This window comes from Lactobacillus sp. W8093 (genome assembly GCF_016100925.1).
GTDB lineage: Bacteria > Bacillota > Bacilli > Lactobacillales > Lactobacillaceae > Lactobacillus > Lactobacillus helsingborgensis.
In genome coordinates this window covers 40,185-56,417 of sequence record NZ_JACFRL010000007.1, presented here as the reverse complement: position 1 = coordinate 56,417, position 16,233 = coordinate 40,185, and the positions used below count along the sequence as shown (strand labels likewise).

Here is a 16,233-nt window from a genome sequence, read left to right as displayed (position 1 = left end):
TTTAATAGATAGAGAAAAGAGAGGTTTTTTCAAAAATGGAACAAATAAAAGAATTAAACAAAGCTAAATTAGCAGATATTACCAAAAATGGTCGTGTTGTTTTAGAATTTTCTGCTGGTTGGTGCCCAGATTGCCGTTTTTTGGATCCGTTTATGCCTGAAATTGAAAAAGATTTTGCTAATAGTAAATTTTATCAAATAGACCGTGATGGCTCTGTGGATATAGCAAAAGAAATGAATATCATGGGCATTCCTTCATTTGTGGTCTACCAAGATGGCGCAGAAATTGGTAGACTAGTTAATAAGGATCGTAAAACTAAGGATGAGGTTGAAAATTTTTTGCGGTCGCTTGACTAAGTGAAAGAGGATTGTGATTCATGATTACAAGTATTAATAAAGAAGGTTATCCTAATACCCTGATTGTGATTTTGGGCCAAGATAAGGGTAAAAGTGAGTATGAGGAAAAAGATGACATTACTCGTATCACTGATGAAAAAGGGAATGTCACAGGTTATAATTTTTTCAATGTCAACGAAGTTATTGATTATGATAGTTTGCCTAATGGTCAGGTTAAACTAAATGAAGAAGATTTAGCCTCTTTAAATAAAAAATTAGCAGAAGCTGGTTTTACGGATAAACTGGCATATGGCAAACCAACTTTAGTTTACGGCTATGTCAAAACTTGTGAAAAACACCCTGACTCTGACCACCTTCATGTCACTACTGTTGATGTAGGTAACGGCGAAGAACACCAAATTGTTTGTGGTGCACCTAACATTGCACAGGGACAAAAAGTCGTAGTTGCCTTGCCTGGTACTTTGATGCCTAATGGTCAAATGATTTGGCCCGGTCAACTACGCCATGTTGATTCTTATGGTATGATTTGTTCAGCTCGTGAATTGGGTCTTGAACATGCTCCGCAAAAAAGGGGTATTTTGGTAGTTCCGGCTGATTTTAATGCCGGCGATGAATTTGATCCGGAAAAGTGCGATCAACTTTTAGCCGAAGGACAAATCACTTTATAAAAGTAGCAGACTTTACCAACAAAAAGGTAAAGTCTTTTTTGCGCATAAAATTGAATTTTAAATTTCATCATGGTTTTGTAATGGTCCTGCTCATTTTGCGATAGTAATGGTAAAATAAATAGCAATGATAAAAGATTTTGGAGTTCAGAAAAATGTTAGACAAAAATAAACAGATTTGGTTTATCGGAATTAAAGGAACTGGAATGGCTGCTCTTGCTCTAGTTTTAAAAGACCTGGGTTTTGATGTGGCCGGCAGTGATATCGCAAAGTATACTTTCACGCAAGAACCGCTGATTAAAGCGGATATAAAAATATCTTCATTTGCGGCCGATAACATTAAGGATAATGGTCAGGTAATTGTTAAGGGCAACGCTTTTAAAGCTGATAATGTTGAAGTGCAGGCTTGTGAAAGTAAAAATGTTACTTGGCAAAGTTATCCTGATACTGTAGAAGAAATGATTAAGATGCACACTAGCATTGGTGTTTCTGGGACTCATGGGAAAACTTCTACTACAGGTCTTTTAGCTCACGTGTTAGGAGAAGCTGCACCAACATCTTACTTAATAGGAGATGGTGAGGGCAAGGGTGTTAAGAACTCCCGCTTCTTTGTTTATGAAGCTGACGAATATCGGCGTCATTTTTTGGCGTATCATCCTGACTACCAAATTATGACCAATATTGATTTTGATCATCCAGATTATTTTAAAGATCAATCAGATTATACTTCCGCTTTTCAAACAGCTGCTCAGCAAACGCAAAAAGGACTTTTTGTCTGGGGCGGAAACAGCCGTTTAAAGCAGCTTAAAGCAGATTGCCCCAAATATACTTATGGTTTTGACAGTGACGATGATTTTCAAGCCGTAGCAATCACAAGATCAACTCAAGGGTCCAGTTTTACTGTGTTAAATCACGGACATAATATCGGTCACTTTACAATTCATCTTTTTGGTGATCATAATATTTTGAATGCTACTGCGGTGATAGCTGTTGCTTACACTGAAAAAATTCCGTTAGCAGATATTCAACAAGGTTTATTGACATATCAAGGAGCCAAAAGACGGTTTTCAGAAAAAGATTTTAAAGATATTAATATCATTGATGACTATGCCCATCATCCGACAGAAATGCGGGCAACAATTCAAGCAGCAAGACAAAAATTTCCTGATAAACGCTTGGTAGTAGTATTTCAACCACATACTTTTTCCAGGACCAAAAAATATGCCAGTGATTTTGAAGAAATTTTGCGCGGAGTTGATAAGGCTTATATCACTCCAATCTATGCCTCCGCTAGAGAAAAAAGCGGTGATATTACTAGTGATGACTTAGTAGCCAAAATTCCCGGAGCAGAGGTAATTGACCTTGATAATATTGCCGATTTGGCTCAAAACAAAGATAGTGTGATCGTCTTCATGGGTGCCGGTGATATTACCAAATATGAAGACGCTTTGGAAAAGTTATTAAAATAATTGCAATTTTTAGCTAAAGATCAAGTTTTTAAAACTTGGTCTTTTTACTTAAAAAAGCGCGAACCAATTACCTCAGAATGCAAATAAATCAGTATTGTGCAAGATGTGAGCAAAAACTGTTAAAATGGTAGTTGAATTAAGAAACTTGGTTTAATTATGAGGAGAACTAATGGCTGATAAAAAATTACTTTTGATTGATGGTAATTCAGTTGCCTTTCGTGCTTTTTATGCACTGTTTCGTCAACTTGAAAATTTTAGAAATCCTGAAGGTTTGCATACCAATGCCATTTATACGTTTAAAAACATGCTTGATGTCGTCTTAAATGATGTCAAACCTGACCATGTTTTAGTCGCATTTGATGCGGGTAAAACTACTTTTAGGAATAATATGTATGCCGATTATAAAGGCGGTAGACAGAAAACACCGTCTGAATTGTCTGAACAGTTACCATACATTCAAGAACTTTTACATGATCTGGGCATATCCACCTATGAACTCGACAATTATGAAGCCGATGATATTATCGGTACTTTTGCTACAATTGGTGAAAAAGAGGGTTTCAAAGTGACTGTTGTTACGGGCGACAAAGATTTAACGCAACTAGCTTCACCTCAAACAACAGTAATGGTCACTAAATCCGGTGTGTTGAACTTGGAAGCTTATACGCCTGAACACATGAAGGAAGTTAATGGTGTTACCCCAACTGAATTTATTGATATGAAAGCCTTAATGGGTGATAATTCTGACAATTATCCTGGTGTGACTAAGATTGGTCCCAAAAAGGCTTCACAACTTATCCAAGAATATGGTTCTGTAGAAAACCTTTATGATCATATAGATGATATGAAACCTTCAAAAATGAAAGAGAATCTCATCAATGACAAAGATAAGGCTCTTTTAGGCAAAAAATTGGCAACAATTGATCGCCACACTCCTTTGACTATTGGGATTGATGATATTAAGTGGCGCGATGTGGACTATCAAAAATTGCGCAGATTCTATGAAAAAATGAACTTTCGCAAGTTTTTAAGCCAGTTAGACCCTGAAAATGCTGCTGGGCAAAAGGATCAACCAGTAAAAGATAATAAAGCAGTTGCTTTTACAGAGCTTAAAGAAAATGACATTAACAACTTTGCAGTTAAAGATGGTCAAACTATTACTTTTTATTTAGGGATGCTGGGTGCTAACTACCACTTAGCTGATTTTGTTGGTTTTGCCATCAAGATCGATAAGCAAATATATGTAAGCCGTAATGTTGACCTGTTAAAAGAACCGCAACTTAAGAATATTCTGGAAAATAAGCGAATTACTAAAAATGTTTTTGACTTAAAGCGGACAACAGTTGGCTTAAATCGTTTAGGTATTCATGCTCGCGGCATTGACTATGACATGCTTCTTGCTTCGTATTTGATTAATAATGAAAATAATTCGGATGATATGGGCGAGATATGTCGGATGTACGGTGATAATTCGGTTAAAAGTGATTACGACGTTTATGGTAAAGGTAAAAGTGCCCACATTCCAGAAGACGATCATGTGTTATTTAATCATTTGGCTGGCAAGATAGAAGCAATCGAGAACTTAAAAGAGACATTGTTAGCTAAACTAAAAGAACACGAGCAAGACGATCTTTTTGCCAATATTGAAATCCCTGTTGCCAGAGTTCTGTCTGTGATGGAAATCAATGGCATCAAAGTTCAAGCTGAGACTTTAACGCAGCTTCAAGATGAGTTTGCAGTTGAGCTCAAGAAAATGGAAAAGCAAATTTATGATGAAGCTGGTGAAGAATTTAATATTAATTCTCCTAAGCAATTAGGTCATATTTTGTTTGAAAAAATGGGCTTAAAGCCAATTAAAAAGACCAAAACCGGTTATTCCACATCAGTTGATGTCTTAAATCAGCTAAAAGATGAAAGCCCGATTATTGGACAAATTCTCACTTACCGGCAAATTGCTAAAATCCAGTCAACTTATGTTAATGGTTTACTGGATGTCATTCAAAAAGACGGTCGGGTTCATACCAGATACTTGCAAACTCTTACTGCTACCGGTCGTTTGTCCTCAGTTGATCCTAATTTACAAAATATTCCAACCAGAACCGAGGAAGGTAAGCAAATTAGAAAAGCGTTTGTTCCTAGTGAACCTGATGGCTACATTTTTTCCTGTGATTATTCACAAATTGAATTGCGTGTTTTGGCACAAGTTTCTGGCGATGAACAGATGCAGGAAGCTTTTAGAACCGGTTACGATATTCACGCTCATACCGCAATGAAAATTTTTCACTTAAAATCAACAGCCGATGTCACTCCTTTAATGCGCCGCAGGGCCAAAGCTGTGAATTTCGGTATTGTTTACGGCATTTCTGATTACGGTTTATCTAAAAACCTTAATATCAGTCGCAAGCAGGCCAAGCAATTCATAGATAATTATTTTGAGCAATATCCTCAAATTAAAGATTACATGAATAAAGCAGTTCAGGTAGCCCGTGAAAAAGGATATGCCGAAACAATTATGCACAGAAGACGCTACTTGCCAGATATTCATGCTAAAAACTTTAATGTGCGTTCATTTGCTGAGAGAACAGCAATTAATTCGCCAATTCAAGGTTCTGCCGCAGATATTATCAAAATAGCGATGATTAACATGCAGAAAAAATTAGATGACATGCATCTTAAGACCAAGATGGTAGTCCAGGTTCATGATGAGCTGATTTTTGATGTGCCAAAGGATGAATTGGAAACAATTAAAAAGATTGTACCGGAAGTTATGCAGTCGGCTGTAAGACTAGACATACCTCTTGTAGCTGATTCCGGATATGGTCATAATTGGTTTGATGCTAAGTAAGGAGTAACTTGTAATGCCGGAAATGCCAGAAGTTGAGACTGTGAGACGGACACTTCTTCCTCTTATCAAAGGAAAGACAATCAAAGAAGTAACAGTCTGGTATCCAAAGATTATAACTGGTGATGCAAAAGAATTTAAGCAGCAGTTAGTTGGTAAAAAAATCACCACAATTGATCGTTATGCTAAATATTTGTTAATTCGGCTTAGCGGCAATCTAACAGTAGTGTCACATTTGCGCATGGAGGGTAAGTATCGTTTAGTTAAAATAAATACTAAAAAGGATAAACACGACCACGTGCAAATTGTTTTTAGTGATAATTCGGCATTGCGTTATAATGATGTGCGTAAGTTCGGGCGCATGCAGTTAATTAAAACGGGAACTGAAAAAGAAAAGACGGGTATTAGCAAATTAGGTGCAGAACCCAACTCAGCAGCTTTTACCGTTTCTTATTTACAAAATGGTTTAGCACGTAAAAAGAAAAATATTAAAAATACACTCCTTGACCAATCTGTTGTTGCAGGGTTGGGCAACATCTATGTTGACGAGGTGTTGTGGGAAACGAAAATTCACCCGTTAAGTCAAGCCAATACCATTCCCGCAGAAAAGGTAGCACAATTGCACGATAACATTAATTCACTAATAGAATTGGCAATTGCTGAACGAGGTACTACAATTCATACCTATCTGGATGCAAACGGCAAAACAGGTGGCTTTCAAAAAATGTTGCAGGTTTATGGTCATAAAGGTGAACCATGTGTGCGTTGTGGTACACCACTTGAAAAAATTAAGGTCAATGGACGAGGAACTACTTTTTGTCCTAAATGTCAGGTGATTTATAAATGACAATGATATTAGGCTTGACTGGTGGAATTGCAAGCGGTAAAAGCACCGCAGATGCTTATTTTGAAAAAATGCAAATTCCAGTAATTGATTGCGATCAAATAGCCCATGATATTTTAAAGACCGGTAATCAGGGATATGAAAAAGTTATCAAACAATTTGGCAGTGAAGTCTTAAATACGGATAGTTCACTTAATCGTTCAAAGTTGGGACAAATAGTTTTTAATGATGAAAAACAACTTGAAATTTTGAATGAAATTACTCATCCATTGATTTTTACAGAAATACAAGCTAAAATTGCGCTAAACAAGGCTAAGAAAAGCCCCATAATAGTTGTTGATGCTCCTGTTCTGTTTGAGTCAAATGGTCAAAAATATTGTGATCGGACTTTACTGATTGCTATACCAGAAAAATTGCAGCTAGAAAGACTAATGCAAAGGGATCACCTTAGTCAGGGTGCAGCTTTAAAGCGCATCAATAGTCAAATGCCACTTAAGCAAAAGGAAAAATTGGCTGACTACGTGATTACTAATACTGGTTCCAGAAAAGACCTTGAGACTAAATTAGAAGAATTGTTACTTGAAATCAAAGGGGAGGACTAAAATGGAATGTCCTAATTGTCATAAAAATGCATCAAAAGTAATTGATTCGCGTCCGAGTGATGAAAATCGTGCTATCAGACGTAGGCGCGAATGTGAAAACTGCGGCTTCCGTTTTACTACATTTGAACGTGTTGAAACCACGCCTTTATTAGTAATCAAAAATGACGGCACACGTGAGCCATTTAACCGAAAAAAGATTTTACGTGGAGTGATGGCAGCTGGTCAAAAAAGACCAATCTCAAGTTCACAATTTGAAGAATTAGTTGATCACGTAGAAAACAAAATCAGGCAGGAAGGAGTTAGTGAAATTTCTTCCAAAAAAATTGGTCAATTGGTAATGGATGAATTGGCTAAAATAGATGATGTGGCCTATATTCGATTTGCGTCAATTTACCGTGAGTTTAAAGATATGTCTAGTTTCATGAAAACTATGGAAGATATGATTGCCAGAAGAGAGAAAGGAAATTAATTATGTTTGAGACTAACAATCCCAAACAGCCTTTTTATATTACAAACAGAGTAGAGCTCTACCCAACAGATTTGCGTGTTTTAATTAAGCTATATCAGCCTTTAGTTGGTTCTTTGGCGGTGGCACTCTATTTAAGTCTGAATGAGGATTATTCTGCCCAAGCTATGCTGTCAGATTCACAGGGGATTTACCGTTTGCAAGAACAAGTTGACTGTGATATTAAAAAATTATTTGCGGCTCTGCACAAGATAGAGGCGGTGGGGTTAATCGAGACCCGACTACTTGACAATCAAATAATGGGCAAAATTCTATGTTTTGAACTTAAAAGTATCCCGTCTAGCAGTGAATTTTTTGGGACTGCGTTATTAGCAAGCTTATTAAAAGAAAAAGTGGGTATTACCGCTTTTCATAAATTAAGTCATGATTTTGCCCGGGAAACAAAACAAAATCAAAACTTTGTTAATGGTGTGAAAACAGCACCAAATATCTCCGCCTCGTTTATAGATGTCTTTCATTTACCAGATCAAGAAGCAATAGACCCTTCAATTGAGGTTAAAGAGGCTGCCCAAGAAAATAATATTGTTACCCGTAATACTGCCACTATCAATGAAAAGGACCAGATTGACTGGGACTTTATGAAACAGCAATTTGAAATTTATCAAATTGCAGGCAGCGAAATTGACCAAAACAGAGAAGCAATTCGTGCAATTATGAGAACTTATGGTTTGACCGAACAGGAATTTGTAGATGAAACTCTGCCCTGTTTGCATGGTGATTACCATCTAAATATGAATCGGATTAAACAAACTATTGCTAATAACATTCATGCAGCAACTACTCGCAGCCAATTACAAAAAAAGACACGAGCAAAGGACAATTCTGAACTAAAAAACAAGCACTTAAGTAGTAGTGAACAAGAATTATTACAAAGCGCAAAAGCGAACTCACCAGCACAATTTTTGTATCAGCTTAAGACCAGCCGGAATGATTTTGTAGATGCTAGTGAATATCGCCTACTTGATAGTTTATATAATGAAAAAGGTATTTCAGCAGAACTGCTCAATATCTTGACTTATGCCTGCTTGAAAAGTGGTCCTAATGTGTCTTTTCGTTTGGCAAATAAAATTTTACATGATTGGCTGCAGCACGGAGTAAAAACCGGTGGTCAAGCTTTGGAATATATGGACAATAGGAAAAAGGCCCAAGAGCAGAAAAGAAAGCAGTATGGCAGTTATAATTCGCGTAAGTCAATTGAAAAGGGCACGGATTGGACTGAAAATAAACCAAAAATAAATTCCGAAGTTTCTAGTGAAGAACTAAAAAAGTTTTTTGAGAATTTTGAAAATAAGAATGGCATGAAGTAGGTGAAATATATGCGACCCATTAAAAAATATATTGCTAAAGGACAATCAGGCAATGCTGAGGAGCAAAGTCCTGAAGCTATTAAACAAAGGGTACTGGCTGAACCTAAGGTGCAAAACTTTATCGCGCAGCATCAAGATCAATTAAATGACAGCATTATTAATAAAAGTCTGCCCACTCTTTACGGCTATTATCTGAGCCAGCATAAAAAAGATCCTGTCACCAGAGGCTATTATCCTGATTTGATAATGAATAAAAATGCGATCAGTTTGAAATTTGTGCCCGAAGACAGCAAACTTATTCACGATAGAGAAATATATATCAAAAGGCATTTGCGCCTGATTAATTTACCTGATGGGTTGCATGATGTTCGCTTAAGCCAGATTGAACTGACCCCGGAAAGAGCCGAAGTGATGACCCGCATTCAGCAATTTTTATCAAGATATGCTAAAGATGTTCATCAGAAGGGACTTTATTTGTCGGGCAATTTTGGTATCGGCAAAACATATATATTGGCGGGACTTGCTAATCAAGTTGCTGCCATGGATAAGTATGTTGTTTTCTTGCATGTTCCGACATTTATTGCAGGTTTATCCAGTCATTTTAGTGATAATAGTGTTCAGGATGAAGTCCAAAAAATTGCTAACGCTGATTTTTTAATACTAGATGATATTGGAGCTGAAAGTTTGAGTCAATGGTCGCGTGACGAGGTCTTGGCGGTAATTCTGCAGGCCAGAATGGATAATGTGCTGCCAACATTTTTCTCGTCAAATTTTGCAATGAGCGATCTGGCAGATCATTTCAAAGAAACCAAAAATTCTATTGATCCTGTAAAAGCAGCGAGATTAATGGAAAGAATCAAGTCTTTGGCGACTGAAGTAGTAATTTCTGGACCAAATAGAAGACACCAATAAAAATATTTTGCTGTAAATCTATGAAAATTAACTTGCATTAAAAAATTATTGGGCTATAATTAACTGCAATGAATGAACATGTTGCTACGCACCACAGAGAGAGGGCAATATTCTGGAAGCTCCCATTAGCGTTTGCAACCCACTCATTCGTACCTAAAATTTTAAAATGGGTTAGATCCGTTAACAATCTACAACGAGATAGTCCAGATTTTTGGACTAAATTTTGGGTGGAACCACGTTAATTAACGTCCCAGTGCTTAATTGCACTGGGACTTTTTTTATTTCTTAAATTTTCGGAGGAAAAAATGAGTTTTTCAATTACATTGCCTGATGGCTCAAAAAAAGATTTTACTGAGGCAGTCACAGTTTCAGAACTAGCACATGGTATTGCTACATCTCTAGGTAAAGCAGCTCTTGGAGCAAAAGTAAATGGTCAAATTGTTGGTTTAGATTACAAATTAGACCAAGATGCCAGTGTTGCTATTATTACTGATAGGGATGAAGCTGGTCTAGATATTTTAAGAGCAACAGTAGCCTTTGTTTTTGAAGCAGTTGCGCAGAAAGCATATCCAGAGATTCACTTTGGTGAGCACGCAGCAGATGATGATGGTTTTTATGTTGACACTGACAAAGAAAATCAAATCAAAGTTAGTGAACTGCCGGAACTTGAAAAAGCAATCAAAAAAGTAATCAAAGCAGGAGATAAGATTGAATCTTCTTTTCTGCCAAAAGCTGAGCTTGCCGAAATTTTTAAGAATGACCCGTATAAGAGTGCGTTGCTAAAAGATGAAAAAGACGATCAAGTGCATGTCTTTAAATTAGGTGATTTTGTTGATTTTGGCTTTGAAGCCCTATTGCCAAATACGGGCAAAATTAAACAATTTAAGTTGTTATCGGTTGCCGGTGCTTATTGGCAAGGTCAATCATCAAATCCAATGCTTCAAAGAATTTCCGGAACAGCGTTCTTTAAAAAAGCTGATTTAGATGCCGATATTAAGCGTCGTGAAGAAATTAAAGAACGTGATCACCGAACTATCGGACGCGACCTTGATTTATTCTTTGTTGATCCTAAGGTTGGTGCTGGTTTACCTTATTGGATGCCAAAAGGAGCCACAATTCGCCGAGTAGTTGAACGCTATATTATCGACAAAGAAGTGGCTGATGGTTACCAACATGTATATACTCCAGTCTTAATGAATGTTGACGCATACAAGACATCTGGACACTGGGCACATTATCGTGATGATATGTTTCCACCAATGGATATGGGCGATGGAGAAATGCTTGAACTGCGCCCAATGAATTGTCCGTCACATATTCAAATTTACAAGCACCATATCCGTTCATACCGCGAACTGCCAATTAGAATTGCAGAGCTGGGTATGATGCACAGATATGAAAAATCGGGTGCGTTGTCAGGTTTGCAACGTGTACGGGAAATGACTTTAAATGATGGTCATACCTTTGTCACGTTGGACCAAGTACAGAGTGAATTTTCTAAGATTTTGACTTTGATTTTAGACGTTTACAAAGACTTTGATATCACGGATTACTACTTCAGACTTTCATACCGTGATCCAAAGAATACTAAAAAGTATTTTGCTAATGACGAGATGTGGGAAAGAAGTCAGGCAATGCTGAAGAAGGCAATGGACGACATGGGTCTTGACTATGTCGAAGCTGAAGGTGAAGCTGCCTTTTACGGTCCTAAACTTGATATTCAGACTAAGACGGCGTTAGGTGCTGATGAAACTATGTCCACAATCCAGTTGGACTTTATGCTTCCAGAACGCTTTAACTTAAGTTATGTAGGTCAAGATGGAGAAGAACATCGTCCAGTTATGATCCACCGCGGTATTGTTGGTACTATGGAGCGTTTCATTGCTTACTTGATTGAAATTTACAAGGGTGCCTTTCCAACTTGGCTGGCTCCAGTTCAGGTGGAAGTAATTCCGGTTAACCTTGATGCCCATTCTGACTATGCTAAAAAAGTTCGCGATGAATTGAATAAGCGCGGCTTCAGAGCAGAAGCAGATTTACGTAACGAAAAATTAGGTTACAAAATACGTGAATCGCAAACTCAAAAAGTACCATACACTCTTGTTTTAGGTGATAAAGAGCTCAAGGACAATAGTGTCAATGTTCGTCGCTATGGTACAGAAGAAGAAGTGGCTAAGGACTTTAACGAATTCATTAACGAAATCGATCAAGATGTTAAATCATATTCACGTAAAGGATAAAAATTGTTATTTATAGAAAAGGCAAAATAATTTAATGGCTAAACCTTAAATGTAGAAACCGCTAAAATTTGCACGTCGAGTAACAAAATGTAGTGTTGACGGGATGCACTTTTGATTAATTAATCAATTGTTAAAAAAGCTTGGTTTAGTTAGTTAAATTAAAACTGCTAAAAAGGAGCATATATATGTCAATGGTAGAATTTCGTGACGTGCAGAAATTTTATGGCAAATTTCACGCGTTGCATAATATCAATTTGCAAATTGACCAGGGTGAAACAGTTGTCTTAATCGGGCCTTCCGGTTCAGGCAAAAGTACTTTAATTAGAACTATTAATCGTTTAGAGTCAATCCAAGGCGGAAAATTAATTGTTAATAACCAGGATTTGTCCAATCCCAAAACAGATTCAAATAGATTGCGTCAAGACGTGGGCATGGTTTTTCAGCATTTTAATCTTTACAAAAATAAAAATGTTTTAGAAAACGTAATGCTTGCTCCTCGAATTGTCAGTCATATACCTGAAGAAGAAAATAAAAAGCAGGCACTGCATTTACTTGATATGGTAGGAGTCGCTGATAAAGCACGTAATATGCCAGCACAAATATCTGGTGGTCAAAAGCAGCGTGTGGCAATTGCGCGGTCTTTAGCAATGCACCCCAAATTATTACTTTTTGATGAACCAACTTCAGCACTTGATCCCGAAATGATTGATGAAGTTTTACAGGTAATCAAAAAAATAACTTCGGCAAGTGATATGACCTCCCTGATTGTGACTCACGAGATGGGTTTTGCCAAAGAAGTAGCTAACCGCGTTATCTTCATGGATCAAGGTCAGATTGTTGAAGATGACGACAGCAAGTCTTTCTTTGAGCAGCCAAAAACTGACCGTGCCCAGCAATTCTTAAGTAAAATAATTACACATTAAGGAAGGGCAAATATCATGAAAAAACTTGTTTGCTCAATCTCGTTGTTTTTAGGAATTTTTCTTTTGTCGGGTTGTGGCAATAAAGTCACTGACCAATCTGCTTTGAAAAATGTACATTCGACTAATACCATTACTTGGGCAGTTGAAGGTGACAAAAAACTATTTAGTTTAATAGATATTAGAGATGATAGAGAAAAAGGCTTTGATATTGATATGGCTAAAGCCATTACCAGAGAAATTTTAGGTCCAAAAGGTCAAGCCCGTTTTACTCTTGCCACCTCCCAATCAAGAATACCCTTGTTGAAAAACGGCAATGTGGATGCAGTTATCGCAACTTTGACAATTACACCGGAACGGGCAAAAGTTATTAGCTTTTCTAAGCCGTACTTTCAGGCTGGTAAATCGTTTCTTGTCCCTAAAGGATCAAAAATTAAAAAGCCGAGCGACCTGAATGGTAAAACTGTGATCGGTATTGTCGGCGATAATTCGGTTGAGGCAATAAAAAAAGTGGCTCCTAAAGCCAAAGTCGTTGCAATGCAAGACTATGGTCAAGCAGTCTCTGCTTTAAAATCGCATCAAGGTGATGCTTTGACTAGTGATAACGGCATTTTATATGGTTTAGCAGCACAAAGTTCTGGAAGCCTTGAAGTAACCGGAGGAACCTATACTAAAGAGCCTTATGGTATTGCAGTAAATAAAAATCAAGGACCTTTTCATAAAGCCATAAATCAAGCAATTCATAAGATTCAAAAAAGCGGAGAATACAATCTCTTAATTAAAAAATGGTTCGGTCAGGTTCCTGGATTTAACTATAAGGAGATGTATATTAAATGATCCATATCTTCAATAATTTTAGTAGTCAACTGTTTTCAGGATTTGGCTGGACTATCTTGTCAAGCTTGCTAACTTTAATATTTAGTCTTATTTTCGGTATTTTATTAGCCTTATTGGAGGTTATTCCCAATAAACTTGCCAATAAAATTGGTCGAATTTACGTTGAAATCTTCCGCAATATTCCCTTACTAATCATCGTAATGTTTTTTTACTTAATAGTACCAAAATATTTTGTACAAATTGATGGTTTTACTGCTGGTACAATTGGTTTATTTCTCTACACTTCTGCGTTTATTGCTGAAATTATTCGCTCTGGTATACAATCGGTCTCTTCCGGTCAAATGGAAGGTGCACGGTCAACAGGTATGACTTATAAGCAGGCAATGCGCTATATAGTGTTGCCGCAAGCTTTTAAAATAGTTATTCCACCACTAGGCAATCAATTTGTCAATTTGATTAAAGACTCGTCAATTTTAGCTTTTGTTGCAGGTTTTGATTTAATGTACCAAGCAAACGCCATTGCTTCTGTCACTTTTGACACGATTAACAGTTATTTGGTAATAGGTGTTTTGTACTTGTTGATTACAATGCCACTGAGTTACTATATGCGGCATTTGGAAAAGAAATTGGCATAGGGAGGCGAACTAAAATGCAAACATGGATTAATGCCTTATCTTGGTTAAACTTCGGTTTTCTGTTAAAAGGCTTAGCAGTCACATTATTTATTTCAGTTTTTGCAATTGTTTTAAGTTTCATTTTAGGGTCAATTCTTGGAATTATCCGCTATGCTAAACTTAAATTCATTTCAGCAATTGTTGGCTTTATTATTGACATCGTTAGAAATTTGCCTTTGCTATTAATTATCTTTTTTACCTATTTTGGCTTACCCAATATTGGTTTAAGACCCGGTGCAATTTTGTCAGCAATTATCGCGATGACAATTTTTGAATCCAGCATGATTGCTGAAATTGTGCGGTCTGGCATTCAGTCAGTAGCTATTGGTCAAATTGAAGGGGCAAGATCGACAGGCATGTCTTTTGTGCAAGCATTATGGCACGTGGTCTTGCCGCAGGCGTACCGGCACATGATACCTACTATAATTGGTCAGTTTGTCTCTTTAATTAAAGATACTTCCTTAGCAACTATTATTGTTGTTCCAGAACTGATGCAACACGCACAGGTAATATACGGTCAAAATGCTAATTATATTGTGCCGATGTTTGCCGCTTTAACATTGCTTTATTTTATTGTTTGCTTTACTTTATCTTTAATTGGTAATAAACTGAACAAAAAGTTAGCATAATTTTGCAATGAGATTTAAAATATATCTCGTTGACACAAATAGTAAATGCGAGTATAATCGTTTTAGTTGAGAACAAGAAGAAGCTTCCCGCTTCTCGCCTAAGTTAAGTAAACCTCTGGGCTGATCGATATTTTCTGTTGATTATGGGCGGGTAGAACTATACCCGTCTTTTTCTTGTCCTCAGATTAACATGGAGGTGAATGATTATTCCAAGGAATTTGATATTAAACGACCAAATTCGCGCACGCGAAGTTCGTTTAATTAATGAAGATGGTGAACAAGTTGGTGTTGTAACCAAGACTGAGGCTTTGCGCCAAGCAAGTGTTGCAAATTTAGATTTAGTTCTAATTTCGCCTAATGCCAAGCCACCTGTTGCTCGTATCATGGACTATGGTAAGTACCGTTTCCAGCAACAAAAGAAGGTTAAAGAATCTCGGAAAAAGTCTAAAACGGTCAGTGTTAAAGAAATTCGTTTGAGCCCAACCATTGAGGGTAACGATTTTAACACTAAATTAAAGCACGCGCGTAAGTTTATCACTAAAGAAGGTGCCAAAGTACGCGTTTCGATCAGGTTCAGAGGTCGAGCAATCACTCACAAGGAACTGGGTCGTGAAGTGTTGGAAAAAATGGCTGAAGCCACATCTGATATTGCTACTGTTACTAGCAAGCCTAAGATGGAAGGCCGTTCAATGTTCTTAATGCTCGCTCCGAAGAGTGACAAAAATAAATAGTTAATTTGGAGGAATTAGAAAATGCCAAAAATGAAAACCCACCGCGCTTCTGCAAAGCGTTTTAAGAGAACTGCTTCTGGTCAATTAAAGCGTCATCACGCTTTTACTGGCCACCGTTTCCACGGCAAGACTAAGAAACAACGTCGTCATTTGAGAAAGGCTGCAATGGTTTCACGCAGCGACTTGAAGCGCATCAAACAGATGCTCTCTCAAATGCGTTAATTAAACAAATAAAACGATATTTAGGAGGAATTTTAGATGCCAAGAGTTAAGGGTGGAACAGTTACACGTAAACGTCGTAAGAAGATTATGAAGCTTGCCAAGGGTTACCGTGGCGCAAAGCATATGCAATTTAAGGCTGCAAGTACTCAATTATTTGTATCTTACAGATATGCGTTCCGTGACAGAAGAAGACGTAAGAGCGACTTCAGAAAGTTATGGATTGCCAGAATTAATGCTGCAGCAAGACAAAATGATATTTCATATTCTAAGTTAATGCACGGCTTGAAATTAGCTGGTGTTGACATTAACCGTAAGATGTTAGCTGATATTGCTTATAACGATTCAAAGACCTTTGCGAAATTAGCAGAAACTGCTAAAAAGGCTTTAAATTAATTTGAAATGGCGCTTATGGCGCCGTTTTTTTATGTCAAAATTTAGCACTTGCAGCTAATAATTT

The 16,233-nt window shown here is 37.2% G+C and carries 17 protein-coding genes and 1 other annotated feature; all 17 genes read left to right on the top strand.

What is annotated here, in order from left to right:
* The first annotated feature begins 35 nt into the window (after window positions 1-35).
* The 17 genes from H3T47_RS05985 (at window position 36) to rplT (ending at window position 16,169) form a co-directional block, all read left to right on the top strand.
* A complete protein-coding gene (locus H3T47_RS05985) occupies window positions 36-356 on the top strand; it encodes a thioredoxin family protein (RefSeq protein ID WP_199282843.1) in 321 nt (106 codons plus the stop codon).
* A 20-nt stretch (window positions 357-376) separates the two neighbouring features.
* Window positions 377-1,024: a YtpR family tRNA-binding protein gene (gene ytpR, locus H3T47_RS05980; protein WP_199282842.1), complete on the top strand. Its 648-nt coding sequence runs from the start codon at window positions 377-379 to the stop codon at window positions 1,022-1,024.
* 152 nt (window positions 1,025-1,176) lie between these two features.
* Window positions 1,177-2,490, top strand: coding sequence for a UDP-N-acetylmuramate--L-alanine ligase (gene murC / locus H3T47_RS05975; protein ID WP_199282841.1), 1,314 nt, complete (start codon window positions 1,177-1,179; stop codon window positions 2,488-2,490).
* 169 nt (window positions 2,491-2,659) lie between these two features.
* Window positions 2,660-5,335, top strand: a complete 2,676-nt coding sequence (polA, locus tag H3T47_RS05970; RefSeq protein WP_199282840.1) for a DNA polymerase I — start codon at window positions 2,660-2,662, stop codon at window positions 5,333-5,335.
* Window positions 5,336-5,348: 13 nt separating this feature from the next.
* On the top strand, window positions 5,349-6,179 hold the full coding sequence (gene mutM / locus H3T47_RS05965; protein WP_199282839.1) for a bifunctional DNA-formamidopyrimidine glycosylase/DNA-(apurinic or apyrimidinic site) lyase: 831 nt from the start codon (window positions 5,349-5,351) through the stop codon (window positions 6,177-6,179).
* Window positions 6,176-6,778, top strand: coding sequence for a dephospho-CoA kinase (coaE, locus tag H3T47_RS05960; protein WP_199282838.1), 603 nt, complete (start codon window positions 6,176-6,178; stop codon window positions 6,776-6,778). Before mutM ends, coaE begins: the two co-directional genes overlap by 4 nt.
* Window position 6,779: 1 nt before the next feature.
* A complete protein-coding gene (gene nrdR / locus H3T47_RS05955) occupies window positions 6,780-7,247 on the top strand; it encodes a transcriptional regulator NrdR (protein WP_038523311.1) in 468 nt (155 codons plus the stop codon).
* 2 nt (window positions 7,248-7,249) lie between these two features.
* The gene (locus H3T47_RS05950) at window positions 7,250-8,611 is read left to right on the top strand and encodes a DnaD domain protein (protein ID WP_199282837.1); all 1,362 of its coding nucleotides are present in this window, start codon (window positions 7,250-7,252) and stop codon (window positions 8,609-8,611) included.
* A 9-nt stretch (window positions 8,612-8,620) separates the two neighbouring features.
* Entirely contained in the window at window positions 8,621-9,523 is a 903-nt protein-coding gene (dnaI, locus tag H3T47_RS05945; RefSeq protein ID WP_199282836.1) for a primosomal protein DnaI, read from the top strand.
* A 305-nt stretch (window positions 9,524-9,828) separates the two neighbouring features.
* Window positions 9,829-11,763, top strand: a complete 1,935-nt coding sequence (thrS, locus tag H3T47_RS05940) for a threonine--tRNA ligase (RefSeq protein WP_046327318.1) — start codon at window positions 9,829-9,831, stop codon at window positions 11,761-11,763.
* A gap of 185 nt (window positions 11,764-11,948) precedes the next feature.
* On the top strand, window positions 11,949-12,686 hold the full coding sequence (locus tag H3T47_RS05935; protein ID WP_305067078.1) for an amino acid ABC transporter ATP-binding protein: 738 nt from the start codon (window positions 11,949-11,951) through the stop codon (window positions 12,684-12,686).
* A gap of 15 nt (window positions 12,687-12,701) precedes the next feature.
* Window positions 12,702-13,520, top strand: a complete 819-nt coding sequence (locus H3T47_RS05930; protein ID WP_199282835.1) for a transporter substrate-binding domain-containing protein — start codon at window positions 12,702-12,704, stop codon at window positions 13,518-13,520.
* The gene (locus H3T47_RS05925) at window positions 13,517-14,155 is read left to right on the top strand and encodes an amino acid ABC transporter permease (protein WP_038523294.1); all 639 of its coding nucleotides are present in this window, start codon (window positions 13,517-13,519) and stop codon (window positions 14,153-14,155) included. Before H3T47_RS05930 ends, H3T47_RS05925 begins: the two co-directional genes overlap by 4 nt.
* Window positions 14,156-14,169: 14 nt before the next feature.
* Window positions 14,170-14,823, top strand: a complete 654-nt coding sequence (locus H3T47_RS05920; protein ID WP_038523292.1) for an amino acid ABC transporter permease — start codon at window positions 14,170-14,172, stop codon at window positions 14,821-14,823.
* A 68-nt stretch (window positions 14,824-14,891) separates the two neighbouring features.
* Window positions 14,892-15,004 (top strand) — a sequence feature (ribosomal protein L20 leader region).
* A gap of 19 nt (window positions 15,005-15,023) precedes the next feature.
* On the top strand, window positions 15,024-15,554 hold the full coding sequence (gene infC / locus H3T47_RS05915; RefSeq protein WP_082229344.1) for a translation initiation factor IF-3: 531 nt from the start codon (window positions 15,024-15,026) through the stop codon (window positions 15,552-15,554).
* A 21-nt stretch (window positions 15,555-15,575) separates the two neighbouring features.
* A complete protein-coding gene (gene rpmI / locus H3T47_RS05910; protein WP_034980158.1) occupies window positions 15,576-15,776 on the top strand; it encodes a 50S ribosomal protein L35 in 201 nt (66 codons plus the stop codon).
* Window positions 15,777-15,812: 36 nt separating this feature from the next.
* Window positions 15,813-16,169, top strand: a complete 357-nt coding sequence (gene rplT / locus H3T47_RS05905; RefSeq protein ID WP_034980161.1) for a 50S ribosomal protein L20 — start codon at window positions 15,813-15,815, stop codon at window positions 16,167-16,169.
* Window positions 16,170-16,233 lie beyond the last annotated feature (64 nt).